This is a genomic window from Clostridium tertium (assembly GCF_017873245.1).
In the GTDB taxonomy this organism is placed as follows: Bacteria; Bacillota; Clostridia; order Clostridiales; family Clostridiaceae; genus Clostridium; species Clostridium tertium.
Window position 1 is genome coordinate 14,025 of sequence record NZ_JAGGJY010000017.1, and the last position, 26,708, is coordinate 40,732.

The following is a 26,708-nucleotide window of genomic DNA, read 5'->3' on the forward strand; positions in this document are numbered from 1 at the left end:
ATTTAAAGTGCTGTAGGAGGAATATAGATGAGTAAAGTAACACAAATAGATCACCCATTAATATTACACAAATTAGCTTTCATAAGAAGCAAGGAAACTGGTTCAAAAGACTTTAGAGAATTAGTAGAAGAAGTTTCAATGCTTATGGCTTATGAAGTAACTAGGGATTTAAGCACTGAGGAAGTAGAAATAGAAACTCCAATTTGTAAAACAAAATGTAAAATGTTATCAGGTAAGAAAGTGGCTATAGTACCTATATTAAGAGCAGGACTTGGTATGGTAGATGGTATGCTTAAGCTTATACCAGCAGCTAAAGTTGGTCATGTAGGACTATATAGAGATGAAGAAACTCTTCAACCAGTAGAATATTTCTGTAAGCTACCTCAAGATATAGCAGAAAGAGATGTAATAGTAGTAGATCCAATGTTAGCTACAGGGGGATCAGCAGCAGATGCTATAACTATGTTAAAGAAAAGGGGAGCAAAAAATTTAAGACTTATGTGTTTAATAAGTTCTCCAGAAGGTGTTGAATTTGTTCAAAAGGCTCATCCTGATGTAGATATATATGTTGCAGGAATAGATGAAAAGTTAAATGAACATGGATACATAGTTCCTGGACTTGGTGACGCAGGAGATAGATTATTTGGAACTAAATAATTAATTGATAAAGAGTAGCTTATATTTGAGCTACTCTTTATCAATTAATTTATGAATTATATTATAAGATATAGTATTATTTGTTTATTTATATTTAAAAGTGTATAATTAGATAAACATGCCACTTATAAGGAATGTAGAATTAATTAGAATAAAGCCTTTAATAAATAGAAATATTAAATTATATAGTAATGGAAAATTTATTTTTGATTTTAATTAGGAGGAACCTAAAATGGATAAGAAAAAAATAATAACTATATTTGGTACTAGGCCTGAAGCGATAAAAATGGCTCCTTTAGTAAAGGAGTTAGAAAAAAGAGAAGGAATTGATTCAAAGGTTTGTGTAACAGCACAACATAGAGAAATGCTAGATCAAGTTTTAGATTATTTTGATATAGAACCGGATTTTGACTTAAATATAATGAAGAATAAGCAAACTCTAACTGGAATAACTAATAGAGTTTTAGAAGGTTTAGAAGAAATATTTTTACAAGAAAAACCAGATATGATTTTAGTTCATGGCGATACTACTACTACATTTTCAGGAGCTCTTGCAGCTTTTTATCAACAAATAAAAGTTGGTCATGTGGAAGCAGGGCTTAGAACATTTGATAAGTATTTCCCATTTCCAGAAGAAATGAATAGAAAGCTTACAGGAGCTTTAGCTGATTTACATTTTGCTCCTACTAAAGGTTCAAAATCAAACCTTTTAAGAGAAGGTATTAATGAAGATGATATTTATATAACAGGTAATACAGTTATAGATGCAATGCTTCATACTGTTAAAGAAGATTATATATTTGATAATGATACATTAAATAAAATAGATTTTAAGAATAAAAAAGTAATAATGATAACTGCACATAGAAGAGAAAATTGGGGAGAAGGAATAGATAATATTTGTGAAGCTCTAAATAAAATAGTAGATGAAAATGAAGATGTTGAACTTATATATTTAGTTCATTTAAATCCGGTAGTAAAAGATGTTGTTTATAATAAATTAGGAAATAAAGAAAGAGTACATTTATTACCTCCGTTAGATACTAAAGAAACACATAATTTAATGAATAAATGTTTTATGGTAATGACTGATTCAGGAGGATTACAAGAAGAAGCTCCACACCTAGGAAAACCAGTGTTAGTTCTTAGAGATGTTACAGAAAGACCAGAGGCTGTTGAATACGGTACAGTAAAATTAGTTGGAACTGATATAGATAAGATATTGTTAGAGGCTAATAATCTAATAAATAACAAAGATGCTTATATAAAGATGAGTAAGGCGGCAAATCCATATGGAGATGGCCTAGCATCAAAAAGAATTGCAGATATAATAGAAAATTATTTTAATATAAGAACAATGAAAATAGAGGAATTCTCAAGATAAATATAAAAATATAAAATTTTATGGTTGATTAAAAGGAATAAAGTGGTATAATTAAATTGTGTTAATTGTTTAACAAATTCAACAATTCTGATGATTATATAGAGGGGGATTTGGATTATGAGAGAAGTTGTAATTGCAAGTGCAGTAAGAACTGCTATTGGTTCATTTGGAGGAGCTTTAAAAGATGTGTCAGCAGCAGATTTAGGTGCAATAGTAATAAAGGAAGCCGTATCTAAAGCAGGCATAAAAGGCGAGTTAGTAGAAGAAGTAGTAATGGGAAATGTAATTCAAGCTGGACTTGGACAAAATGTAGCAAGACAGGCTGCGGTAAAAGCTGGATTACCAGTAGAAGTTCCGGCTATGACAATAAATAAGGTATGTGGCTCAGGATTAAGAACAGTTGCTTTAGCTGCTCAAATGATAAAAGCTGGAGACGCAGATATAGTAGTTGCTGGCGGAATGGAGAATATGTCTCAGGCTCCGTACTTATTAAAAACATCAAGATGGGGCCAAAGAATGGGCGATGGGAAAATGGTAGATTCTATGATTAATGACGCCTTATGGGATGCTTTTAATAATTACCATATGGGAGTGACAGCTGAAAATATAGCTAAGGAATGGAATTTATCAAGAGAGGAGCAGGATGAATTTGCTCTTAATTCTCAGTTAAAAACTGAAGCTGCTATTAAAGAAGGTAGATTTAAAGATGAGATAGTTCCAGTGGTTATACCTCAAAGAAAAGGTGAACCAAAAATATTTGATACTGATGAATATCCAAGATTTGGAGCTACAATTGAAGGAATGGCTAAATTAAAACCTGCATTTGTAAAAGATGGTACTGTAACAGCTGCTAATGCTTCAGGGATAAATGATGGTGCAGCAGCATTTGTAGTAATGAGTGCAGAGAAAGCAGAAGAATTAGGAATAACTCCATTAGCAAAAATTGTATCTTATGGACAAAGAGGATTAGATCCATCAATAATGGGATATGGTCCATTCCATGCTACTAAAAAAGCTTTAGAAGTAGCAAATTTAAAAATAGAAGATTTAGACTTAATAGAAGCTAATGAAGCATTTGCAGCTCAAAGCTTAGCTGTAGCAAAGGATTTAAACTTTGATATGAGTAAAGTTAATGTAAATGGAGGAGCTATAGCTTTAGGTCATCCTGTTGGAGCATCTGGAGCTAGAATATTAGTTACATTACTTCATGAGATGCAAAAGAGAGATGCTAAAAAAGGTTTAGCAACTTTATGTATAGGTGGAGGAATGGGAACAGCACTTATAGTTGAAAGAAAATAATTCATATAAATATAAAAACTCTTGATGATATATCAAGAGTTTTTATATTTATATGAATTATTAAAATAGTAATAGATAATAATATTATATAAGGAGAAATAATAAATAGAATGTAGATGTATTAATTAAGAACTCTTATGATGGTTAAATGAATTAAAAATAGGATTATTAAAAACTTATAAAATGGTTGCTTTGAATAAAAAAGTGCATATTATAAAAGCTTATAAAAAACTAAAAAAGAACAAAATAAAAAAAATGAATAATCAAATAAATGTTTATTCATTTTTTTAAATAATAATAGACAATTAATTATTTTAAAAGTTTATAAAAGCTTATAAAAATCATTCTTAAATACATATTATGGAAATAAAATATAAAAAAGTTTGTATGAAAATGATATCAATAGCAAAAATCTATATAAAGAATATTGAAATAATTCTGAAAAATGAATAACATTCCTTTAATATTACTATATATGAAGAAAATAGAAATAAAAGTGAAGTTACTTAAGTAAAATAGTAATAAACTCATTAAATCATCAAATATAAAGATTAAATGAGTTAAATGAATTAAAATAAGATTTTCATTAATGTTTTCAGAGTACTATAATAACAAGAGTTAGTTGGGGGTGAGGATAAAATGAGTAGAGAAATGAATAAGTTAATATTTAAGTTGGTAAAATATGATTTAATAGCAGGATTCATTTTTGTACTTATAGTATCCCTTCTGATTAATTTAAAAGTGGCGCTTATTTTTTTATTAGGTTTAATGATATCATTATTAAATACAATAGCTAGTGGCTTAATTTTAGAATACTCTTTAAGTAATAATAAAAAAACATTATTAGCTTTTAGTTATATTATAAGAATAGCTACTATCATTATTATAGCATTGCCATTTTTAAATAACTTAATACAACTAATGGCATATCTTATAGGATATTTATCACATTTTATTTTTATTGTATTCTATTCGATAAGAACAGGGAAAGGAAGTGATTAGGTGGAACCACTAGAACCTATTTGGTCTTACGCTATTGGACCTATTAAACTTGAAATAGTTCCTGAAGTGGTAATGCAGTGGATAACTATTGTATTAATAGCTATTATTGCTATATGGGCAACAAGAAATATGAAGCTTAGGCCTAATAAAAAACAAGCTGTAGTGGAATCTATATACACTATGCTAAAAAATGTAGTTACAGCAAATATGGGAGAGGAATTTTTAGACATTATTCCTTTTATAGGAAGTTTAGCAGTGTTTTTATTATTTATGAATTTTACTGGACTGATAGGACTACCTGTACCTACCAAAAACTTTAGTGTAACAGTAGCATTAGCTTTAATAACTTTTTATATGGTACAGTTTTATACAATTCGAAAGTACGGTTTAAAAAGTTATTTTGGAGGATATACGTTCCCCCTTGCTATAATTACACCAATAAATATATTAGAAAGAATAATGCTTCCTGTATCATTAGCACTGAGATTATTCGGTAATATACTTGCAGCTACATTCTTAGTAGAGTTATGTTATGAAGCACTAAATCATATAGGATTTATAGCTCAAATAGGAATACCTGTGCCTTTACATGCGTATTTTGATATTTTTGATGGTGGTATTCAAACAATAATTTTTATAATGTTAACCATGATAAATATCAAAATGATAGCAGAGCATTCAGGACATACAGAACATTAAATTTAATTAAGTATTATATTAATTTATCAATTATATAATTATTATTTTGTTTTATATTAAAGGAGGATTTTATTATGGAAATATCAATGAGAGCATTAGGAGCAGCTATAGCTGTATTAGTAGGTATAGGAGCTGCAATTGGAATAGGAAATGCAACAGCTAAAGCTGTAGAAGGAATATCAAGACAACCAGAAGCAAGTGGTAAGATAACTACTGCATTAATGCTTGGATCAGCTTTCGCAGAAGCAACTGCTATTTACGGTTTATTAGTATCAATCCTTTTAATATTCGTTGGAGTAAAATAGTGTCTTAGGGCTCCAGAAGGGAGGCAATAATATATGTTAATGGAAATAAACCCTAGTACCCTTATAGCCACTATAATTAACTTTATTATTCTTTTTGCAATTCTAAAGTATTTCTTTTTCGATAAAGTTAAGGCTATTATTGATGAAAGGGAAAATCTGATTAATGAACAATTAGATAATGCTGAAGAAGAGGCTGAAAAGGCTAGAATACTGGCTATAGAAAATGAAAGAGTATTAAAAAATGCTAGAGAAGAAGGGAAGTTAATTACAGAAAGACATAAGCAAAAAGCTGAAAAGATATATGATGAAATAGTTGAAGAAGCTAATCAAGAAGCTAAAATAATCTTAGAAAGAGCTAAGGTTGAAATAAATAGAGAAAAAGAAAAAGTAGAATATCAATTAAAGAAGGAAGCTATAGATTTAGCTATTGAACTTTCTAAAAAGGTTATAGAAAAAAATATAGATGAAGAAAAAAATAGAGAGTTAATTGGAGAATTTATAACTAAGGTAGGTAATTCATAATGTATGAATATTTAGACCGTAGATATGCATTAGCTCTATATGAAGTGGCTGAACAAAAAGGGAAAGTTCAACAGTATCTACAAGATTTACGAGAAATTTGTAATCTTATAGAAACAAATAAGGAATTCTACGAAGTAATTAAGCACCCTCAAATTAGTACTAAAAAGAAAAAAAGAACTTTTATAAATATTTTTAAAGGACATATAGACGAGGAATTATTATCATTTTTATTAATTCTTATAGAGAAAGATAGAATACTTTATTTAAAAGAAAAGCTTAAAGAAATGGAAAAAATTGATTTAGAGCGAAAAAATACTTTAAATGGTATTGTAAAAACTACAGTTCCTTTAACTCAAGAAGAGTTCAATAATTTGATAGAAACATTAGAAGAAAAGTATAATAAAAACATTATATTAGAGCAAATTATTGATGAAAATATTCTTGGAGGAATATATGTAAGAGTTAATAATGATGTTATAGATGGAACGGTTAAATCTAAATTAGATGAACTAAAAGATTTAATGCTTAGAACAGAATAGAGGTGAAGGTATGAATATTAAGCCTGAAGAAATAACTTCCATAATCAAAAAGGAAATAGAAAGATATGAAAAAGAAATAAAAACTGTAGATTCAGGTACTATAATCCAAATTGGTGATGGTATAGCAAGAGTTTATGGATTAGATGATTGTATGGAAGGTGAATTATTAGAATTCCCTAATAATGTTTATGGTATGGCTCTAAACCTAGAGCAAGATAACGTAGGGTGTGTTCTTTTAGGATCAGAAGAAGGAATTAGAGAAGGCGATATAGTTAAAAGAACTAATAAAATAGTTGAAGTACCAGTAGGTGAAGCATTATTAGGAAGAGTAGTTAACTCATTAGGAGACCCTATAGATGGAAAGGGACCAATAAATAACTCTGGTTATAGACCAATAGAAGTTCCAGCTCCTAGTATTATAGATAGAAGTTCAGTTAACGAACCTTTACAAACAGGAATAAAAGCAATAGACTCCATGATTCCTATAGGTAAAGGACAAAGAGAACTTATAATTGGTGATAGACAAACAGGTAAGACTGCTATAGCCCTAGATACAATTTTAAATCAAAAAGGTAAAGATGTAATTTGTATATATGTTGCTATTGGACAAAAACAATCAACAGTTGCAAATATCGTAAATACTTTAGAAGAATTTGGTGCCTTAGATTATTCAATAGTTGTAAGTGGTACAGCGTCTGAATCAGCACCATTGCAATATTTAGCACCTTATGCAGGATGTAGTATGGGTGAATATTTTATGCATCAAGGAAAAGATGTACTTATAATATATGATGATCTTTCTAAACATGCAGTAGCTTATAGAACAATGTCACTACTACTTAGGAGACCACCAGGTAGAGAAGCTTATCCAGGAGATGTTTTCTATATTCATTCAAGACTTTTAGAAAGAGCTGCAAAGCTATCTAAAGAAAATGGTGGAGGATCATTAACAGCTCTTCCAATAATAGAAACATTGGCTGGAGATGTAACTGCTTATATACCAACTAACGTTATATCAATAACAGATGGTCAAATATTCTTAGAATCTGATTTATTCCATTCTGGACAAAGACCAGCAGTTAACGCTGGTATATCAGTATCAAGAGTTGGTGGAAATGCTCAAATTAAAGCAATGAAACAAGTTTCAGGAACTTTAAGACTTGAGTTAGCTCAATATAGAGAACTTGAATCTTTTGCTCAATTTGGTTCAGATTTAGATAAAGATTCTAAGAAGAGACTTGAAAAAGGTAAGAGACTAGTTGAAGTATTAAAACAAGATCAATACTCACCTATGGCAGTAGAAAAACAAATTGTAATTTTATATGCAATAGTAAAAGACTTCTTATCAGATATTAAAGTTATGGATGTTAGAAAGTTTGAGAAAGAACTTTTAGAATATATGGATACTCACCATAGAGAATTATTAAAGAAAATAGTAGATGTAAAATCATTAACAGATGAAATAAAGACAGAATTAGAAAACTCTATTGTAGAGTTTAAGAAATTATTCTTACAAGATGCATAGCTTAAATAGCTATGCACTTCTTTAGGAGGTGGAAATTTGGGATCAGCAGGACTTATAGAAATAAAAAGAAGAATAAAGTCGGTTGAAAGTACAAGAAAGATAACAAAAGCTATGAATCTTGTAGCCACTTCTAAACTTAGAAAAGCAAGGAAAGAGCTTAATGATAATGAAGAATACTATAAATTATGTGAAGAGATATTAATTAATTTAATGTCAGCATTACCAGAAGACTATGAGAGTTCTTTCTTTAAGAAAGCTTCTAAAGATTTAGATAAACTATATATTGTTATAGCTTCTGATACAGGTCTTTGTGGAGGCTTCAATGGAAATATAGCTAGTAGTATGAATGAAATGATCAAAGATAAAGGATCAGCTAGAATAGTTGTTGCAGGAAGTAAGGGAATTTCTTATATGAAGAAATATGGATTTGATACAGTTAGAGAATATGTAGAAATTCCAGATATACCTACAATAAAAGAAGTAAGATCTATATACGATGATGCTTTATATATGTTTAAAACTGGAGAAATAGGTGAAGTTAATATAGTTTTCACAGAATTTAAATCTCCTATAAAGCAAGAAGTAAAGATAGAAAGATTATTTCCAATGGATATAGAAAATAAAAAGTCAGAACAATTATTAATTGAACCTAGTTTAGAAGAGGTTTTAAATTCAAGTTTAGATGTATATTTTAAGAGTAAATTAAGAAGAGCTATGCTGCATTCAAAAGTTAGCGAACAAAATGCTAGAATGACTGCTATGGACGGAGCAACACAAAATGCTAATGACATATTACAATCTTTAAACCTTAAGTACAATAGAATAAGACAAGGAATGATAACACAAGAGATATCAGAGATTGTAGGAGGCGCAGAAGCTCAAAAATAGTAAGGAGGTATTACTATGCCTGAAAGAGTAGGAAAAGTAGTTCAAGTAATTGGACCAGTAGTAGATATAAAATTTGATTCAGATGCTTTACCTAATATCTATAATGAAATTAGAATAGATATGGGAGAAAAACTACTGATAGTTGAAGTTGAACAGCATATGGGAGATGACATTGTTAGAACTATAGCTATGGAATCTACTGATGGATTAAAAAGAGGAATGAAGGCTACTGATATGGGAAGATGTATATCTGTTCCAGTTGGTAGAGAGGTATTAGGAAGAGTATTTAATGTTCTTGGGCATCCTATTGATAATGCTGGAGATGTAGAAATTAAAGAGATGTACCCAATTCATAGACCAGCACCAAGTTTTAAGGAGCAATCTTTAGAGCCACAAATGTTTGAAACAGGAATAAAAGTTATAGATTTATTAGCTCCATATCAAAAGGGTGGAAAGATAGGACTATTTGGAGGAGCTGGAGTTGGTAAAACAGTTCTTATACAAGAATTAATAAATAATATAGCAAAAGAGCATGGTGGTCTTTCTGTATTTACAGGAGTTGGAGAAAGGTCAAGAGAAGGTAACGACTTATATTATGAAATGAAAGAGTCAGGGGTTATAGATAAGACAGCTTTAGTATTTGGACAAATGAATGAATCACCAGGAGCAAGAATGAGAGTTTCATTAACTGGATTAACTATGGCTGAATATTTTAGAGATCAAGGTCAAGACGTTCTTTTATTTATAGATAATATATTTAGATTTACTCAAGCGGGATCAGAAGTTTCTGCGTTATTAGGAAGAATTCCTTCAGCAGTTGGATATCAACCAACTCTTGCAACTGAAATGGGAGCACTTCAAGAAAGAATAACATCAACAAAGAATGGATCAATCACATCTGTTCAAGCAGTATATGTTCCAGCAGATGACCTTACAGACCCAGCACCAGCTACAACATTTACTCACCTTGATGCAACAACAGTTTTATCAAGAAGTATAGCTGAACTTGGAATATATCCAGCAGTTGATCCGTTAGAATCAAACTCAAGAATATTAGATCCAAGAGTGGTTGGAAGAGAACATTATGATGTAGCTACAGAGGTAAAGAATATCCTAGAAAGATATAAGGAATTACAAGATATAATTGCAATTCTTGGAGTAGATGAATTATCAGATGAAGATAAAAAAGTAGTTGCTAGAGCAAGAAGAGTTCAAAGGTTTTTATCACAACCATTTACAGTAGCAGAACAATTTACAGGTATGCAAGGAAGATATGTACCGGTAAAAGAAACTGTAAGGGGATTCAAGGAAATTTTAGATGGTAAGCATGATGATCTACCTGAATCAGCATTCTTATTTGTAGGATCTATAGAAGAAGCTATAGAAAAAGCTAAGACCTTAAGATAGGGGATGGAATTATGAGTAAAACTTTTAATATAAGTATAATCTCCCCAGGAAAAGAACCTTTAAAATTAGAAGCTGAAAGTTTAATTACGTTGACTAAAGATGGTGAAATTGAATTCAAAGCAAATCATGCTCCTATAATATTAAGTACTATTCCAACTACTACATTAATAATAAATGGAACTATGAAAGAAAGAATATTTACATCATCAGGAATAATTTATTTAAAAGATAATCAATTAAAGTTTTGTTGTGATGCTGTAGAGAGAGAGTCTGATATAGATGTAGATAGGGCAGAAAAGTCAAAGGAAAGAGCAGAAAAAAGGTTAAAAGAAGATAAAAATATAGATGTTGAAAGAGCTAAAAGGGCATTGGCAAGAGCTAATGCAAGAATTAGTACTATAAGTATTAATCATTAGTTTTAAATAGAGGGATAAAAGAAATAGAATTTCTTTTATCCCTCTATTTTTTATATAATCAATTTAGATTTGTATAAATAGTGACAATTAATCACAAATTTCAACTAAATCTATATATTATATTATAGCTATTAATTTTGAATAAAAAAAAATAAACTGGACAATAATTAAATAGAAAGGTAGGGGTATATTGTGAAGAATGTTATGAAATTAATGTTTGTTTTAAGCTTATCTTTATTAATTATTGGTGCAGCTCCAATTAAATCTGAGTCGAACTCAGATAATTTTGATTTTATGGAAACTGAATTTATAAAAAACAGTGATTTTATTCAAAATGGTATTAAGGTGGAATATAGTATAGGTCAACCTGTTAATAAAGAGTTTTCTTTACTTAAAGAAAATTTAAAAAAAAGTTTTGGGCAATATATAGAAGCTAATGAAAATATCATTGTTTATAAAGATTTAATTAAAGAAATAAAGGTAGTAGTATGGAGTAATGATGAAGACACTAAAGTTCAAATTACTTATATAAATAATGATAAAAATGCTAATACTTTTCAATTAAAACAAGAATTAAAACAAATACAAAATATTGCAGCAAAAAATATAAAATATTTTAATTTTATAAAGGTAAAAATAATAGAAGACCAAAAGCAGAATCTTTTAGATACACTAAAGAACAATATAGATATGAAAACTCTGGAAGTATTAAATATTCATAATGGGTCAGTAGGAAAAGCAGAGCTATATGATGGAAATAAAATTAATATGGGATTTACTAAATATGATACAGGAGAATATTTAATTATAGGAACACCAGTGATATTCGTAACATACTAACAATTCATTATGGAGGACAATATGGAAAAAATTATAGTTGAAGGTGGGAATAAACTAAATGGTGAAGTGAATATTAGTTTAGCTAAAAATTCTGTTTTACCAATAATAGTTGCAAGTATTTTAAGTCCAAATGATATAATTATTCAAAATGCACCTATGTTAGAAGATGTAGTAGTTTTAACTGATTTATTATCAGGAATGAATTGTCAAATTGAGAATGACTCAAATGGCGATTTAAAAATAAATACTGATAGCATTAAAGAAACAGATATGAATAGTGAACTAATAAGAAAGATGAGAGCATCTTTCTTAATTATGGGACCTATGTTATCTAGATTTGGAAGATGTAAAATATCAATGCCAGGAGGCTGCAACATAGGTAGTAGGCCCATCGATTTACATTTAAAAGGATTCAAACTCTTAGGTGCAGAAATTGAAATGGGACATGGTTTTGTTGAAGCCAAAGCTAAAAAACTTAAAGGAAATAGAATATATTTAGATTTTCCATCTGTTGGTGCAACTGAAAATATTTTAATGGCATCTGTTTTAGCACAAGGTACAACGATTATTGAAAATGCAGCTGAAGAACCAGAAATATGGGATTTAGCTAACTTTTTGAATTCAATGGGAGCAAAAATTCATGGAGCTGGAATGGGGAAAATAACTGTAGAAGGTGTCAAAGAATTAAAAGGGGTAACTTATAAACCAATATATGATAGAGTTGAAGCTGGAACATTCATGGTAGCAGCAGCTATAACAAATAGTAAGATTACTATAAATGGAGCTAATGAAGAACAATTAAGACCAACTATAGAAAAATTAAAAGAATGTGGGGTAAAATTTAAGAGTATAAAAGAGGATGTTATGCTGGTTGATGGAACAGGAAAAAAGAGTCCTGTTGATATAAAAACATTACCTTATCCTGGATTCCCTACAGATATGCAAGCTCAAATGATGACATTATTGGCTGTAACAAAGGGATCAAGTATCATAACAGAAACTGTATTTGAAAATAGGTTTATGCATGTTGCTGAATTAGTAAGAATGGGTGCGAGCATAAAAATAGATGGAAGAACTGCAATAATAGAAGGTGTTGAATCGCTAACCGGCTGTGAGGTAAAAGCCACAGATTTAAGAGCCGGGGCAGCTATGATACTAGCTGGACTAGTAGCGCAAGGTGAAACTGAAATTAGTGATATATATCACATAGATAGAGGATATGTGAATATAGAAGGAAAGTTTAGAGGCTTAGGAGCTAATATATACAGGGTTGACAGATAAATATATTTTAAATAAATATGGCTATATTCACCTAAATAAAGAACTTAGAATTAGATCTAGGTTCTTTATTTTTTTATATTAGTTCAAGATAACTTAACATAAAAAATAAAAAATAAAGTATACTTAATGAATTTTCACATATATTAAATTGTATTTATTTAATTAGGAGGCGATGTGATTGAAAAATAAATTAAGTTCAATAGAAGGGTTGATATCTCTTATTTTTTTTAGCGCTCTAGTCTTAATATCTATGATTGCAATTCCAATGTTTGTGATTAAGTCTTATCCAGTCAGTGCACTTGAAGAAACACAAGTAGATAATACAGATGTAAATACTGAAGTAAAAGAAAATAATTTTGTAACTTTAACAGGAAATGATGTTATAAAAGTTCATTTGACAAAGGAAGATAAAATAATAGAAATTCCTTTAGAAGAGTATGTAAAGAGTGTAGTATCAGGTGAAATGCTAGCTAGCTTTGAATCAGAAGCTTTAAAGGCACAGGCGGTAGCTGCAAGAACATATGTAGCAGCAAAAAAAACTAGACCTTGCAATGAAGCTAAGGGAGGAGATGTATGTGATACTACTCACTGTCAAGTCTTTATAACTAAAGAAAGTCGATTAGAAAAATGGGGTGATCAAGGAAATGAATATTGGGCTAAAATATCAGAAGCTGTTGATGCAACAAAAGGTATGGTTTTAACATATGATAATGAATTAGTACAATATCCACAATTTTTCTCTACAAGTTCAGGAATGACGGAAAATGCTGTGGATGTATTTTCAAGCGCTGTTCCTTATTTAGTATCTACAGAAAGTAAGGGAGAAGAAATAGCACCTAAATTTACAAGTGAGTTTTCATTTGATATTTCTAAGTTTGTAAGTAATATAAATTCAAAATATGAAGATGCAAAAATAAGTGAAGAAAATTTACAAAATGATATAGAAATTTTAGGTAGAAGTGATGCAGGCGGAGTAAAGGAAATAAGATTTGGAGGAGCAAAAGTTAAGGGCTCAGATTTTAGATTGGCATTTGGATTAAGTTCAACTAATTTTCAATTTACTATAAATGGTGATAAGATAATATTTAATTGCAAAGGATACGGTCATGGCGTTGGTATGAGTCAATGGGGAGCAAATGTTATGGCTAAGGATGGAAAGGGATATGAAGAGATATTGAAGCATTACTATACAGGGATTGAGTTAAAAGAGGTAAAGTTTAATTGAATTTTATTTAGTAGCAAATAGGAAGAGTATAGATAAAATTCATAATTTAAATATAAATATATTATAAGGAAGTAAGATATAAGGCTATATGAAATTGCATTATATCTTACTTCTTTTTTATTTTAAGATAATAAAATTAAAACTTATTAATTGATCTTATTAAATACTAATTTTTAATATGATTACTAGAAATGTTGGTAAATGTAGAAATTTGGTGTAAATAAATCCATTTTCAAGTGTATTAATTTATTAGAACGGGCAAGAATACAAAAAGGAGGTGTTGATATGGACCAAAATAAGAAAGATAAGGTAAAAGACTTTTTCAGAAAGGAGGGCTTTTATTTAGTACTATTCCTTTGCTTATGTGTAATTGCAACTGTTGCTGTTGTTACAACAAAGAAAAATAAGGCATTAGAACAAAGTAATCAATCACAAAATGAATTTACTTTAAATGTTGATGATAAAGCAACTTCAGATTTACAAAAACAAAATGCTGATAGAGTAGAAAATACTCAAAATAATGAATTAGCAGAAAATGAAATAGCATCTACAGAAGAAGATGTTAATGTTTCTACAGGAACTAATGTAGAAGTGAGTTTTGCAAATCCTTTAGATGGATCAATTGCAAGAGGATATTCTTATCCAAAGCCACAAGCTATGAGTGATGGAAGCAGTAGAAATATTAGAGGAATAGATATAAAAGCTAGCGTTGGAACAGAAGTTAAAGCCGCAGCTGTAGGTGAAGTAAAAGAAGTTTCAAGCAAAATTGAAGAAGGAAATTATGTAGTTGTTGCCCATGCAAATGGATTATATACAAAGTATTGTAATTTATCCAAGGATATAAGGGTAAACGTTGGAGATAAAGTAACAGAAGAAACTGTTATAGGAACTGTAGGAGATAGTTCTAAAATATTTACAAATAATGAATTTGGCGAACATTTAAATATTCAAGTTCAAGATGTAGATGGAAAAGATTTAGATCCAACAACATATTTTACATTTAATCAAGAATAATAAACATTCATCAGCCATTAATCTAAAATGGCTGATGAATATATTAAAGTTTAATGGTCGCGTATTAATAAGCTATCCAAAGGGAGGTAATATTTTGAAAGATTATATAGAAGAAAGAGTTTTAGAAGTGGCGAAATACATTATAGATTCAAAAGATACAATTAGAAAAACTGCAAAAGTATTTGGAGTAAGTAAAAGTACTATTCATAAAGATATGACAGAAAGATTACCTAAGATAAATCCAGCTATAGCAGAACAAACTCATTCAATACTAGAGTTAAATAAAGCTGAAAGACACATAAGAGGTGGAAAAGCTACCAAAATGAAATATAAGGCCGCAGAGTAGTAATTGATTACAAAATTAAATACAAATATATTGAAGGATTACCATATTCCATATATAATAAGAAATAGAGCGAATATTGTAAAATAAGAGAGATTTCAAATATTATATAGTGTGAATAGAGTAGGAGTGAACAAGGAATGTGGTTTTGGAGAAATAGGAGCGATTTAGGAATAGACTTAGGTACAGCGACTGTTTTAGTTTATGCAAAAGGTAAAGGAATAATATTAAAAGAGCCATCAGTTGTCGCAATAAATAAGAATAATAATAAAGTACTTGCAGTTGGTGAAGAGGCAAGGAAAATGATTGGAAGAACTCCAGGTAACATAGTTGCGGTAAGACCATTAAGAGATGGGGTTATATCAGATTATGATATAACAGAAAAGATGTTAAAAGAATTTATTAAAAAGGCGTATGGAAAGAGTAAGATTACGGCTCCTAAAGTAATGGTATGTGTTCCGTCTCAAGCAACAGAAGTTGAAAAGAGAGCAGTAATTGATGCGGCAAGAAACTCTGGAGCCAAAAAAGTTCATTTAATAGAAGAACCTTTAGCTGCAGCAATAGGTGCAGGATTAGATATAACTAGACCAAGTGGATCCATGGTTGTAGATATTGGTGGAGGTACTACTGATATAGCTGTAATATCTCTTGGTGGAGTTGTTGTAAGGTCATCTATTAAGGTAGCTGGGGATACATTTGACGATGCAATAATAAAGTATGTAAGAAATAAGTACAAGATAATGATAGGTGAGAAAACCGCAGAAGAATTAAAAGTAACTATAGGATCAGCGTTTAAAGGATCAAGAAGCTTAACTGCAAATATGAAGGGAAGAAATTTAATTACTGGGTTACCAGATGAACTTTCTATCTCAACAGATGAAATAATATATGCATTAAAAGAATCGGTATCATTAATTGTTGATAGTGTTAAATTTGTATTGGAAAAAACACCACCTGAGCTTGCTGCTGATATAATAGAGAGAGGGATACTAATGACAGGTGGAGGTTCTTTATTAGATGGATTAGATAAGCTAATAGAGCATGAAACTGGGGTTACTGTTGAGGTTGCGAATAATTCAGTAGAAGCAGTAGCAGAGGGAACAGGTAAAGTTTTAGGATACTTAGACAAGATAGATACAAATTCTTCAGATAATGAAATAACATTAGTTGAGTAATCTATAGATATTATTAAATACATAGTAAATATATAAAATTATTAAAGGGGAGTTCAAAGACTCCCCTTTTGGTTATGAGTAAGATTATATGCATAAATAATGGCAGCTGAAATTATTTTTGACATTTCCATGACTAAATGTAGACGAATACTTCTAGATGTAAAAAACTCAGCATTTTCACTTGAATCAATAATACCGATTATAGAAGCTATACCAACGTCAGGTAAGTTTTTACCCACTCCTTTTCCGGGATGTATTGGATAGTCTCTGGTATGTATTTCACCAATAGAACTAGCTTCACCTAAGCAGGCATCTATTCCTATAATTAAAGATTTTGGATGCAATTTATTAATTTCATTTAATCTATTATTTATATTAAGAGCATGTATTGGAGATTCTATAGTTCCGTACACTGGAAGAGGAAAATTTTTTTCTTTTAAAAATGTACCAACCATTGGACCTAAGCAGTCACCAATGCACTTATCAGTACCTATACATACAATTACAGTATTATTCGTAATATAGTCTTTGATAAATTTTGCTATTTCAATATGAGAATTATAAGAATTATATAATACTTTATGCTTCACTAAAAATTCACCTCCGCTTATACAATATATGTTCCAAGATTAATAAATATAATAAAATGTATAAAAAAACATAAAGAGGAAATTAATTAAATAAAAGGAGATGAATAAATGTGAAAAAAATATTTTTTTATATAATTACTATAATTCTTGGAGCTAGTATACCTATATACTATTTATTAGTATGGGAGCCATTAAAAAGCGAAGAGGCTATAAGTAATTCAATGAGATCTACTACTGAAAAAATTTTAAATAGTAGTGAAGTTTCAAATGGGCAAGATATATCAAATAATCTGAATAAGAAGAAAATAGATAGTAATAAAAATAGCATTAATATTAAAGAAAAATCTAATATGAGTAATAGTAGTAATTCTAATGAAAATATAATAACTGGTGAAAATGAAATAGAAGGTCTATCAATAAAGCAAAGCGATATTGAAAATAATTTGTTTGGAGAACTAGAAGAAAGTGAAAAGTTAGAAATAGACAGAATGTTAAAAAGTTTATCTATAGTAGATATAGTGAAGATAAATGATCATTTTTCTGATAAATATGATGATGACAATGTAAGAGAAGGATTTTCATTAGTAAAAAAGAGAATGTCATTATCGGATTATGAAGAGTTTAAGAGTATCATAAGTAGATATATTGATTTAGATATTATTGAAGAAAAAATTTGATGGTTTGAGTATTGATAAAAATATGTATGTATTTTCTCAGTAAAAATTCAAACAATTATTAATAATAACTATACAATTATATTGCTTTAGACGAATTTATTTTTAGGACAATATAAGACAATAAAAAAGTGATATTAGTATTAAATAGAAGAAAATTAAAGAAATATAGAAAAAAATAAGTATAATCTCTTTAAATAAGTGAATATCACACTTGAAATTAGGATACAATAAATATATACTAATCATTGTCAGTTGAGACGACAATGTTTACTTAACTGAAATTAAATAAATTTAATGGGGGAGTTCCCGAGTGGCCAAAGGGGGCAGACTGTAAATCTGTTACGTTTCGTTTCGATGGTTCGAATCCGTCCTCCCCCACCATATAAAATTTATTTAATATAATATGCTGGCATGGCTCAACGGTAGAGCAGCTGACTTGTAATCAGCAGGTTGTAGGTTCGATTCCTATTGCCAGCTCCATAAAATGGGGGAGTTCCCGAGTGGCCAAAGGGGGCAGACTGTAAATCTGTTACGTTTCGTTTCGATGGTTCGAATCCGTCCTCCCCCACCATTTTATAACATTGATATGGAAGCATAGCTCAGCTGGGAGAGCATCTGCCTTACAAGCAGAGGGTCACAGGTTCGATCCCTGTTGTTTCCACCATTTTGGTATTAAACACTTAATGAAGTAGAGTATAGTGATAACTGAATTTAGTGTAAAAGCCAATCTACTGAAAGAAGAGAAGTAGATATTTCATTAATAAATATGCTGGCATGGCTCAACGGTAGAGCAGCTGACTTGTAATCAGCAGGTTGTAGGTTCGATTCCTATTGCCAGCTCCAATAAATATGGGGGAGTTCCCGAGTGGCCAAAGGGGGCAGACTGTAAATCTGTTACGTTTCGTTTCGATGGTTCGAATCCGTCCTCCCCCACCACAAAAGACAAGGATTCTTGTCTTTTTTTATATTTACAAACAACCTAATATTTTATTAGTTAAGAAATTTAAATATTTAATAAATTTATATTTTATAGTTGACTAGTAGTATTAAAGGTGATATACTCTAAAAAGTAAAATTTGATATTAGTTCTTATCCAGAGAGGTGGAGGGAGAAGGGCCCGATGAAACCCGGCAACCTACTTTATTAAGTTTAAGTGTGGTGCCAATTCCTGCAAAGTAATTTTGCAAGATAAGAAAGATTAGGATTTTTAACGTCTCTTCTTATCGAAGAGATTTTTTTATTTTATAAATTAATTCAGAATTAATATCAAGTAAAATGAAAGGAGAAATGAAAATGAGAAGATTATTTACATCAGAATCAGTTACAGAAGGGCATCCAGATAAAATTTGTGACCAAATTTCAGATGCAGTATTAGATAGTATTTTAGCTAAAGATCCTATGGCAAGAGTTGCTTGTGAAACAGCTGTTACTACAGGAATGGTACTAGTTATGGGAGAAATATCAACTAATTGTTATGTTGATATTCCAAAGTTAGTTAGAGAAACAGTAAAAGAAATTGGATATGATAGAGCTAAGTATGGTTTTGACTGCGAAACATGTTCAGTTTTAACATCAATAGATGAGCAATCAGGCGATATAGCTATGGGTGTAGATGAAGCTTTAGAATCAAGAGATGGACAAAAGGATGATGTTGAGGCAGTTGGGGCTGGAGACCAAGGTATGATGTTTGGTTTTGCAACAAATGAAACAGAAGAATACATGCCTTTACCAATAGCAATGGCTCACAGATTATCAAGAAGATTATCAGAAGTGAGAAAGAACGGAACTTTACCATATTTAAGACCAGATGGAAAGACTCAAGTTACAGTTGAATATGATGATAATAAAGTAATAAGAATAGATGCAATTGTAATATCAACACAACATAGTGAAGATGTATCTCAGGAGCAAATAAGAGAAGATTTAATGGAACATGTAATTAAAGCTGTAGTTCCTGCAGAATTATTAGATGATACTACTAAGTATTACATAAATCCAACTGGTAGATTTGTTGTTGGAGGTCCACAAGGAGATAGCGGATTAACTGGAAGAAAGATAATAGTTGATACTTATGGTGGATATGGAAGACATGGCGGTGGTGCTTTCTCAGGAAAAGATCCAACTAAAGTTGATAGATCAGCAGCTTATGCAGCTAGATGGGTTGCTAAGAATTTAGTTGCAGCAGGAGTTGCAGATAAATTAGAAATTCAATTAGCTTATGCTATTGGAGTAGCTAAACCAGTATCAATAGAAATAGATACATTTGGAACTGGAAAGAAATCAGAAGCAGAAATAATTTCAATAGTTGAAAAAGTATTTGATTTAAGACCAGGTGCTATAATAAGAGATCTAGAATTAAGAAGACCAATTTATAAGCAAACAGCTGCATATGGACATTTTGGAAGAAATGATTTAAATTTACCTTGGGAAAATTTAAATAAAGTAGAAGAAATAAAGAAATATCTTTAAAATAATAAAGTAGAAGAGATAAAGTATATTTAAAATAAAAAATGCTCCAATTTTGAATTGGAGCATTTTTGTTTATACTAATACTTTACCAGCAACTATAACATTTTTTATATTTATCTCTTCATCAAATAAAACTAAATCAGCATCATAGCCTTCTTTTACAAGACCTTTTCTATCTTCAACTTTACAATGTCTAGCAGCGTTAAAAGTTGCCATTTTTACAGCTTCATTTAGTGGAAGACCAACGTTCTTATATACATTTCTAACAGCTTTATCTAAAGTTAATATTGAGCCAGCTAAGCTTCCACTTAAAAGTCTTGCAGCTCCATCTTTAACAACAACATCTTGGCCGCCTAATGCATACATGCCATCAGGCATAGCACATGCCATCATTGCATCAGTAACTAATAAAACTTTATCAGTTGTCTTTTGATTGTAAGCTATTCTAAGTGATGGATATGATATATGGATACCATCAGAAATTGTTTCTGTAGTTATCTCGCTATCAAATATAGCACCTACAACTCCAGGTTCTCTATGAGCAAATGGTGTCATTGCATTAAATAAATGAGTTGAGTGACAGCAACCACATTTAATTCCTTCCATAGCTTCATCATAAGTAGCTTTAGTATGACCTATAGAGCAAACTATTCCTTTTTTTGATAATTCTTTTATTAATTCCTTAGCACCTGGAACTTCAGGAGCAATTGTAATTGATACAACGGCATCTTCAGCATCTCCGACCATAGCATTAAAATTATCAAGTGTTGGAGGAATTAAGAAATTAGGATTTTGAGCTCCTATAGCTTTTGGACTAATGAAAGGACCTTCAAGATGAGCTCCTAGAACAATAGCACCATCAGTACCATTTTCCTTGGCTTCTTTTATAACTTTCATAGATTTTCTTATATCATCTACTGATACTGTCATTGTAGTTGGTGTGAAAGCAGTAGTTCCATGCTTAACTATAGTTTTAGAAATCTCATTGATTGCCTCAAAAGTACCATCCATTGTATCATGCCCACCTGCACCATGGATATGAACATCTATAAACCCTGGAGATAAATATAGTCCTTCTGCATCTATTACTTCAGAGTCATTAATATTATTTGGGTTTATTTCTTTAATTTTTCCATCTTCGATTAAGACAGAGCCCTTTTCTATCCTATCAAAATATACTATGTTACAATTTTTGATTATCATATGAGCACCTCCATATTTTTAATATAAATCTCAATTAAAAACTATAACATTAATAGCTAGACATAATAGAAATAGCTATAAAACGTATTCAAATATAGTATAAAATTGAAATAATATAAATTTTATTATTTTTATAAGTTAGTATACTTATATATTTAATTATAGCACATTAATTATAGTAAGATTTAAATAAATGTATAATCTTTATTACAACTTATATATGATATAATTATATAATAAAAATAGTGAGATTAAAATATTATTAGAAGATTTGGAGAGATAACATGGAATGTCTAAACGGAATAGTAGAATCTATTGTATTCAAAAGTGATGATACAGGATATGTTGTATCAAAGGTAAGGATAGATAAAGATTGTATAAATGCAGTTGGAATAGTTCCTTTTTTAAAGGAAGGGCAACATGTTAAGTTAAAAGGACAATGGGTTCTTCATAAGCAATTTGGACGTCAGTTTAATATAGATGAATATGAAGAAGTATTACCAGATTCCATAGATGGAATTAAAAAATATTTGAGTACAGGTATAATTCATGGAATAGGTCCAATAACTGCTAAAAAAATTGTTGATAGATTTAAGGAAGAAACTTTAGATATATTAGAAAATCATATTGAAAGACTTCAAGAAATTGAAGGTATTGGTGAAAAGAAATTTAGGATAATTTATGAATCTTATATAGAACAAAAAGATTTAAAAGATATAATAATATATTTTCAAGGTCATGGGATGACAACTAACCAATGCATAAAAATATATAAAAAGTTTGGGGTAGATGCTAAGGCTATTGTTTCAGAAAATCCTTATATTCTTTGCGATGAGATTTCTGGAATAGGATTTATAACGGCAGATAGAATAGCAAAAAGCCTTGGAATAGAATCTATCTCACCATTTAGAATACAAAGTGGAATAAGATATATATTGAATCAATTTTCAGCATCGGGTAATACATATATGCCTAAAAATAATTTAATTGATGAAGTATCTAAAATATTAGGTGTACCGGGTCAAATGGTAGAAGAAAACTTATATAACTTAGCATTAGAAACTAAAATAAAAATAGAAAAAATTAATGATATAGAAGCGGTGTTTTCATTACCATATTATTATTGTGAATTAGGTGTTACAAATAAAATAATAACATTAAGTATAGAGAACTTTAGAACGATAAATACAGATGTCGAATTTGAAATTGAAACTTTTGAGAGAAAAAATAAAATGAAATTTGCCAATTCCCAAAGAGAAGCTATTGTTGGAGCTTTTGAAAATGGTATAGAGATAATAACTGGAGGTCCTGGAACAGGAAAGACTACAATTATAAAATCTATCATAGAAATATATGAAAATAATGGCATGAAGGTTTTATTAGGAGCACCAACAGGAAGAGCAGCTAAGAGAATGACTGAATCTACTGGTAGAGAAGCAAAAACAATTCATAGATTATTAGAAATGGGAGTAAGTGAAGATGAAAATTCTTATTATGGAAAAGGAGAATCGGAACCATTAGAGGCTGACGTAATTATCATAGATGAGGCATCTATGATAGATATAATGCTTATGCATAGTTTGCTTAAAGCAATAAAGCTTGGAACAAGATTAATAATAGTTGGTGATGTAGATCAATTACCATCAGTTGGTGCAGGAAATGTATTAAAGGACTTAATAGAAAGTAATTTTATAAAAGTAGTAAGACTTAAGGATATTTTTAGACAAGGAGAAGAAAGTCTTATTGTAACGAATGCACATAAAATTAATAATGGTGAAATGCCGTATATAAATAGAAGAGATGGTGACTTCTTTTTTGAAAATAAAGACAATGTGGATTTAATATTATCTACAATAATAGATTTAATAAATAGAAGGCTACCTAATTTTAAAAAAGCATGGGATAAGTATAGAGATATTCAAATATTAACACCTACAAGAAAAGGGATATTAGGTGTGCAAAATTTGAATAATAAACTTCAAGAAGTTTTGAATCCTAAATCCCCTAGCAAGAGAGAAAAAGAGTTGAAAGAAGTTATTTTTAGAGAAGGCGACAAAGTAATGCAAACTAAAAATAATTATTCTTTAAAATGGATTAGAGTTAATGGAAGTGGAGAAAATGAAGGTGTAGGGGTATTTAATGGAGATATGGGCTTTATTCAAAGCATAAATGAAGAAGAGAAGACAATTACTATAATCTTTGATGATGAAAGAAAAGTCGTTTATGATTACATATATTTGGATGAACTAGAGTTAGCATATGCAATTACTATACATAAAAGTCAAGGAAGTGAATTTAAGGTAATAATTACTCCAGCATTTATGGGTTCACCACTATTAATGAATAAAAATTTATTATATACAGCTATAACTAGAGCAAAAGAACTTGTAGTTGTTGTTGGTATTCCAAAGGCTTTAAAATATATGGTATCTAACACAAGAAGTATGGAGAGATATTCTTCACTTCGAGATAGAATAATAGATATTACAAGTCAAGATGTGTTTAGTGAATAAATGAGGAGAGGTTAAATGTTAGATAAAAAATTAATAAACCTAAAAGAGTTTAATAATTGTACATCTAAGATAAATAAATGGTATAATAAGCAATCCAAAATACTAACTGTAATAACTAGTCCATATAATAGTACATTTATATTTTTACCGTTAATAAAGTCAATACTAGAACAAAATAAAAAAGTATTATATGTGTGGGCGGGAACAGATTTTAATAAAGAAATAATAGAGGATTTAAAAAATAATAATTACAAATTTAAATATTCATATATTGAGGAAGAAGAAGGAAATGAGGATTTAGTTTTTGTAAATTTTAAAAATGTTAATAAAATAAGTAATTGTTATGAGTTATGTATAATTGACGATATAAGTTTATACTCGCTTAGTTTAAAAGAAGAGCTTAGACAATCTATTGAATATTTATATTTATGTAGTAGAAGGATGATAATATTTTCTGTAGAAAGAATAGTTAACATGGGTAGATGTATATCAGTTTCGGACTTAACTAGAAACATACCTTTTGTAGAGCCGAGAATAATTACAACTAGAGTAAAGTTAGATGAAGATATGCCTTATACACTATATGATTATTTAATGTGGTTTAAAAGTAATAATCGAAAGGTTATTATATATGTACCTAATGAAGAAAAGATTAATAAGTTATTTGATTATTATACACAAGAACTAAAGATTAAGGATATAAAGATAGTTAAATTTTTTAGAGGCGAAAATATAAAAAAAATAGATTCTTTATATAAATTAAAAAATAAAAGCGTTTTTGTAATTACGAATAATGTTAGGGAATATAAAATAGATTCAGAGGATATAGATATAGTTGCATTATTTTCTGATGAAATATTTTATAGTTATAAAAAAATAATATACTTTTGTGCTGAGGTTGGAAAAAATGTAAAGGGAAATAAAACAGGAGAAGTAATTCTAGTTGGTAAGGAAATATCAGAGGATATGGACTTGGCTAAAGAAATAACAAGGGGATATAACAAGGAAATATGGGAAAAGGGATTATTAAACTATTAAGAGAGATTATAGATGAGTTACTAGATATAATATATCCACCTAAAAATAAATGTATTACCTGTGATAATGAAGTCATAGGTGTATGCCCAATATGTAAAAGTAAGATAATGAGAGTAAAAGAAGAATCTAAGATATTATCATATGGATATTATAGTGGAGTAATGAAGAAATTAATACTTGAATTTAAATACAATAAAAATTTTTTAGCTGGCAATATATTGGCAGATTATTTATGTGAGTTAATAAATGAAAATAATATTGATGTAGATGCAATATTATTTATTCCTAGCAGTAAAAAAGCTTTAAAAGATAGAGGATTTAATCAATGTGAGTTTATGGCGCAAAAGATAAGTAGAACATTAAATATACCAATATATAGTGACATAATTAAAGTGAAAAATATAAAAGAGCAAAAAACTTTATCAAAAGAAGATAGATTTAAAAATATAGAAGGTGCTTTTGGAATTAAAAGCAATAAAAATATAAAAGATAAAAATATAATTTTAATTGATGATGTAATAACAACAGGTGCGACGCTACTTGAATGTGAAAAACTACTAAAAAAAAGTGGAGCTAATTCGATAAAAATATTGACAGTTGCAAAAAGTTATATATAATAATAATGTAAAGTTTAGGTCTGTGGATGAAAGTCGATGCCAGTCGCAGGCAAAACGATCCACGTAAGTTTGGAAAAATTCCTAATGAGCATGGTGCGGTATAGAAGTAAGTCCTACCAAGAAAATTGAGAGGGTTAGTAGTGAGAGGTTAATTCCGAGTAGCAAAAGCTCCAGTAGGCGAGTGTGGGGTCAAAATCCAGGTCAGCTAACTTTACGAAAAAATAGCCACTAGTATTTACTAGTGGCTATTTTTTATGTATGTAAGAATAAAAGATTTAAAATTTATTAAAATTAAAATATATATAAAACAAGGAGTAAACAGAAGTTTTATTGAGTAAAATAAAGTGAATTTTCTGTCAATTGCTCATATTCATCTTGATTGAAAAGGTTTCTAAGTAGTATAATATAATCATAAAACAAACAAATTTAAGACTACTGAGTAAGGTTTAAGCTTATAGAGAGGGGATGAACTTATATGAGAGTTTCAGTAATAGCAAAAAATACTACAGCAACACCAGCATTAAAGGAAATGATTGAAAAAAAGCTTTCTAAGGTAAAAAGATATTTTGATCCAGAGGTAGAAGCAAAAACTACTTTATCAGTGCAAAAAAATAAACAGAAGGTAGAAATAACAATACCGTTTAATGGAATAATATTAAGAGCTGAAGAAGCAACTGAAGATATGTACAAATCAATTGATTTAGTAGTTGCAAAGCTAGAAAGACAAATTAGAAAACAAAGAACAAAGTTATCTAGAAGAAACAATGAGTCATTAAGATTCCCACAATTAGATGAAGTTGCTTTAAGCGACGAAGTTGTAGAAACAAATGGAGAAGTTGTTAAAGTCAAAAGATTTGGAGTTAAGCCTATGTCAGTTGAGGAAGCAGTACTTCAAATGGAGTTAGTGGGACATAATTTCTTCGTATATCAAGATTCAGAAGCAAATAAAGTATGCGTAGTATATAAGAGAAAAGATGGAGATTATGGCTTATTAGAACCAGATTATATTTAAAATTTTACGAATATTACATTTAATTAATAAAAGGAAGTGCAATGCACTTCCTTTTTAGTTATAATGTT

The 26,708-nt window shown here is 29.6% G+C and carries 26 protein-coding genes, 6 tRNA genes and 1 riboswitch; of the genes, 30 read left to right on the plus strand and 2 right to left on the minus strand.

Annotation, left to right across the window (positions count from 1 at the left end; all coding sequences use genetic code 11):
* Positions 1-27 precede the first annotated feature (27 nt).
* The 18 genes from upp to mreB all read left to right on the plus strand — a co-directional run bounded on the left by upp (position 28) and on the right by mreB (position 16,521).
* On the plus strand, positions 28-657 hold the full coding sequence (gene upp / locus J2Z25_RS15750) for a uracil phosphoribosyltransferase (protein WP_008676599.1): 630 nt from the start codon (positions 28-30) through the stop codon (positions 655-657).
* 232 nt (positions 658-889) lie between these two features.
* Positions 890-2,041, plus strand: coding sequence for a non-hydrolyzing UDP-N-acetylglucosamine 2-epimerase (gene wecB / locus J2Z25_RS15755; protein ID WP_209741258.1), 1,152 nt, complete (start codon positions 890-892; stop codon positions 2,039-2,041).
* A gap of 117 nt (positions 2,042-2,158) precedes the next feature.
* Positions 2,159-3,340, plus strand: a complete 1,182-nt coding sequence (locus J2Z25_RS15760; RefSeq protein ID WP_008676601.1) for an acetyl-CoA C-acetyltransferase — start codon at positions 2,159-2,161, stop codon at positions 3,338-3,340.
* Positions 3,341-3,979: 639 nt separating this feature from the next.
* Positions 3,980-4,342 (plus strand): ATP synthase subunit I, encoded by a 363-nt coding sequence (locus tag J2Z25_RS15765; protein ID WP_008676603.1) that lies wholly within the window; start codon positions 3,980-3,982, stop codon positions 4,340-4,342.
* Positions 4,343-5,041 (plus strand): F0F1 ATP synthase subunit A, encoded by a 699-nt coding sequence (locus J2Z25_RS15770; RefSeq protein ID WP_008676604.1) that lies wholly within the window; start codon positions 4,343-4,345, stop codon positions 5,039-5,041.
* A gap of 74 nt (positions 5,042-5,115) precedes the next feature.
* Positions 5,116-5,346, plus strand: a complete 231-nt coding sequence (atpE, locus tag J2Z25_RS15775) for an ATP synthase F0 subunit C (RefSeq protein WP_008676605.1) — start codon at positions 5,116-5,118, stop codon at positions 5,344-5,346.
* Positions 5,347-5,385: 39 nt separating this feature from the next.
* On the plus strand, positions 5,386-5,868 hold the full coding sequence (locus tag J2Z25_RS15780; RefSeq protein WP_035285569.1) for a F0F1 ATP synthase subunit B: 483 nt from the start codon (positions 5,386-5,388) through the stop codon (positions 5,866-5,868).
* Positions 5,868-6,407, plus strand: coding sequence for a F0F1 ATP synthase subunit delta (locus J2Z25_RS15785; RefSeq protein WP_008676608.1), 540 nt, complete (start codon positions 5,868-5,870; stop codon positions 6,405-6,407). Before J2Z25_RS15780 ends, J2Z25_RS15785 begins: the two co-directional genes overlap by 1 nt.
* Positions 6,408-6,417: 10 nt before the next feature.
* The gene (atpA, locus tag J2Z25_RS15790; RefSeq protein ID WP_209741259.1) at positions 6,418-7,932 is read left to right on the plus strand and encodes a F0F1 ATP synthase subunit alpha; all 1,515 of its coding nucleotides are present in this window, start codon (positions 6,418-6,420) and stop codon (positions 7,930-7,932) included.
* A gap of 36 nt (positions 7,933-7,968) precedes the next feature.
* Positions 7,969-8,820, plus strand: a complete 852-nt coding sequence (atpG, locus tag J2Z25_RS15795; protein ID WP_008676610.1) for an ATP synthase F1 subunit gamma — start codon at positions 7,969-7,971, stop codon at positions 8,818-8,820.
* A gap of 15 nt (positions 8,821-8,835) precedes the next feature.
* Positions 8,836-10,227 (plus strand): F0F1 ATP synthase subunit beta, encoded by a 1,392-nt coding sequence (gene atpD / locus J2Z25_RS15800; protein ID WP_008676611.1) that lies wholly within the window; start codon positions 8,836-8,838, stop codon positions 10,225-10,227.
* 11 nt (positions 10,228-10,238) lie between these two features.
* On the plus strand, positions 10,239-10,643 hold the full coding sequence (locus J2Z25_RS15805) for an ATP synthase delta/epsilon chain alpha-helix domain-containing protein (protein ID WP_209741260.1): 405 nt from the start codon (positions 10,239-10,241) through the stop codon (positions 10,641-10,643).
* 192 nt (positions 10,644-10,835) lie between these two features.
* Positions 10,836-11,483 (plus strand): hypothetical protein, encoded by a 648-nt coding sequence (locus J2Z25_RS15810; protein WP_209741261.1) that lies wholly within the window; start codon positions 10,836-10,838, stop codon positions 11,481-11,483.
* 21 nt (positions 11,484-11,504) lie between these two features.
* A complete protein-coding gene (gene murA, locus J2Z25_RS15815; protein WP_008676614.1) occupies positions 11,505-12,764 on the plus strand; it encodes a UDP-N-acetylglucosamine 1-carboxyvinyltransferase in 1,260 nt (419 codons plus the stop codon).
* 178 nt (positions 12,765-12,942) lie between these two features.
* Positions 12,943-13,989, plus strand: a complete 1,047-nt coding sequence (spoIID, locus tag J2Z25_RS15820; RefSeq protein WP_209741262.1) for a stage II sporulation protein D — start codon at positions 12,943-12,945, stop codon at positions 13,987-13,989.
* A 285-nt stretch (positions 13,990-14,274) separates the two neighbouring features.
* Positions 14,275-15,003, plus strand: coding sequence for a M23 family metallopeptidase (locus J2Z25_RS15825; protein ID WP_209741263.1), 729 nt, complete (start codon positions 14,275-14,277; stop codon positions 15,001-15,003).
* A gap of 94 nt (positions 15,004-15,097) precedes the next feature.
* Positions 15,098-15,349, plus strand: a complete 252-nt coding sequence (gene spoIIID / locus J2Z25_RS15830) for a sporulation transcriptional regulator SpoIIID (protein WP_008676619.1) — start codon at positions 15,098-15,100, stop codon at positions 15,347-15,349.
* 137 nt (positions 15,350-15,486) lie between these two features.
* The gene (mreB, locus tag J2Z25_RS15835) at positions 15,487-16,521 is read left to right on the plus strand and encodes a rod shape-determining protein MreB (RefSeq protein WP_008676621.1); all 1,035 of its coding nucleotides are present in this window, start codon (positions 15,487-15,489) and stop codon (positions 16,519-16,521) included.
* Positions 16,522-16,574: 53 nt separating this feature from the next.
* On the opposite strand, the gene yyaC is transcribed toward mreB, so the two are convergent.
* Entirely contained in the window at positions 16,575-17,111 is a 537-nt protein-coding gene (gene yyaC, locus J2Z25_RS15840) for a spore protease YyaC (RefSeq protein ID WP_008676623.1), read from the minus strand.
* 110 nt (positions 17,112-17,221) lie between these two features.
* On the opposite strand from yyaC, the gene J2Z25_RS15845 reads away from it, so the two are divergent.
* The 8 genes from J2Z25_RS15845 to metK all read left to right on the plus strand — a co-directional run bounded on the left by J2Z25_RS15845 (position 17,222) and on the right by metK (position 20,257).
* Positions 17,222-17,788: a hypothetical protein gene (locus J2Z25_RS15845; protein ID WP_008676625.1), complete on the plus strand. Its 567-nt coding sequence runs from the start codon at positions 17,222-17,224 to the stop codon at positions 17,786-17,788.
* A 296-nt stretch (positions 17,789-18,084) separates the two neighbouring features.
* Positions 18,085-18,169: transfer RNA gene (locus J2Z25_RS15850), tRNA-Tyr, on the plus strand.
* Positions 18,170-18,193: 24 nt separating this feature from the next.
* Positions 18,194-18,268: transfer RNA gene (locus tag J2Z25_RS15855), tRNA-Thr, on the plus strand.
* Between the two features lie 6 nt (positions 18,269-18,274).
* Positions 18,275-18,359: transfer RNA gene (locus J2Z25_RS15860), tRNA-Tyr, on the plus strand.
* A gap of 17 nt (positions 18,360-18,376) precedes the next feature.
* A tRNA-Val gene (locus tag J2Z25_RS15865) sits at positions 18,377-18,452 on the plus strand.
* Positions 18,453-18,556: 104 nt separating this feature from the next.
* A tRNA-Thr gene (locus J2Z25_RS15870) sits at positions 18,557-18,631 on the plus strand.
* Between the two features lie 8 nt (positions 18,632-18,639).
* A tRNA-Tyr gene (locus J2Z25_RS15875) sits at positions 18,640-18,724 on the plus strand.
* 150 nt (positions 18,725-18,874) lie between these two features.
* Positions 18,875-18,983: riboswitch (SAM riboswitch) on the plus strand.
* Positions 18,984-19,081: 98 nt separating this feature from the next.
* The gene (gene metK / locus J2Z25_RS15880) at positions 19,082-20,257 is read left to right on the plus strand and encodes a methionine adenosyltransferase (RefSeq protein WP_097033582.1); all 1,176 of its coding nucleotides are present in this window, start codon (positions 19,082-19,084) and stop codon (positions 20,255-20,257) included.
* 72 nt (positions 20,258-20,329) lie between these two features.
* Here metK and nagA read toward each other — a convergent pair whose 3' ends face one another.
* On the minus strand, positions 20,330-21,460 hold the full coding sequence (nagA, locus tag J2Z25_RS15885) for an N-acetylglucosamine-6-phosphate deacetylase (RefSeq protein WP_209741264.1): 1,131 nt from the start codon (positions 21,458-21,460) through the stop codon (positions 20,330-20,332).
* 284 nt (positions 21,461-21,744) lie between these two features.
* Here nagA and recD2 point away from each other — a divergent pair, with 284 nt between their 5' ends.
* From recD2 to hpf, 4 genes are all read left to right on the plus strand, one after another.
* Positions 21,745-23,973, plus strand: a complete 2,229-nt coding sequence (gene recD2, locus J2Z25_RS15890) for an SF1B family DNA helicase RecD2 (protein ID WP_209741265.1) — start codon at positions 21,745-21,747, stop codon at positions 23,971-23,973.
* Positions 23,974-23,988: 15 nt separating this feature from the next.
* Positions 23,989-25,011, plus strand: a complete 1,023-nt coding sequence (locus J2Z25_RS15895; protein ID WP_209741266.1) for a hypothetical protein — start codon at positions 23,989-23,991, stop codon at positions 25,009-25,011.
* Positions 24,984-25,628, plus strand: coding sequence for a ComF family protein (locus J2Z25_RS15900; RefSeq protein ID WP_209741267.1), 645 nt, complete (start codon positions 24,984-24,986; stop codon positions 25,626-25,628). Before J2Z25_RS15895 ends, J2Z25_RS15900 begins: the two co-directional genes overlap by 28 nt.
* A 475-nt stretch (positions 25,629-26,103) precedes the next feature.
* A complete protein-coding gene (hpf, locus tag J2Z25_RS15905; protein WP_209741268.1) occupies positions 26,104-26,640 on the plus strand; it encodes a ribosome hibernation-promoting factor, HPF/YfiA family in 537 nt (178 codons plus the stop codon).
* Positions 26,641-26,708 lie beyond the last annotated feature (68 nt).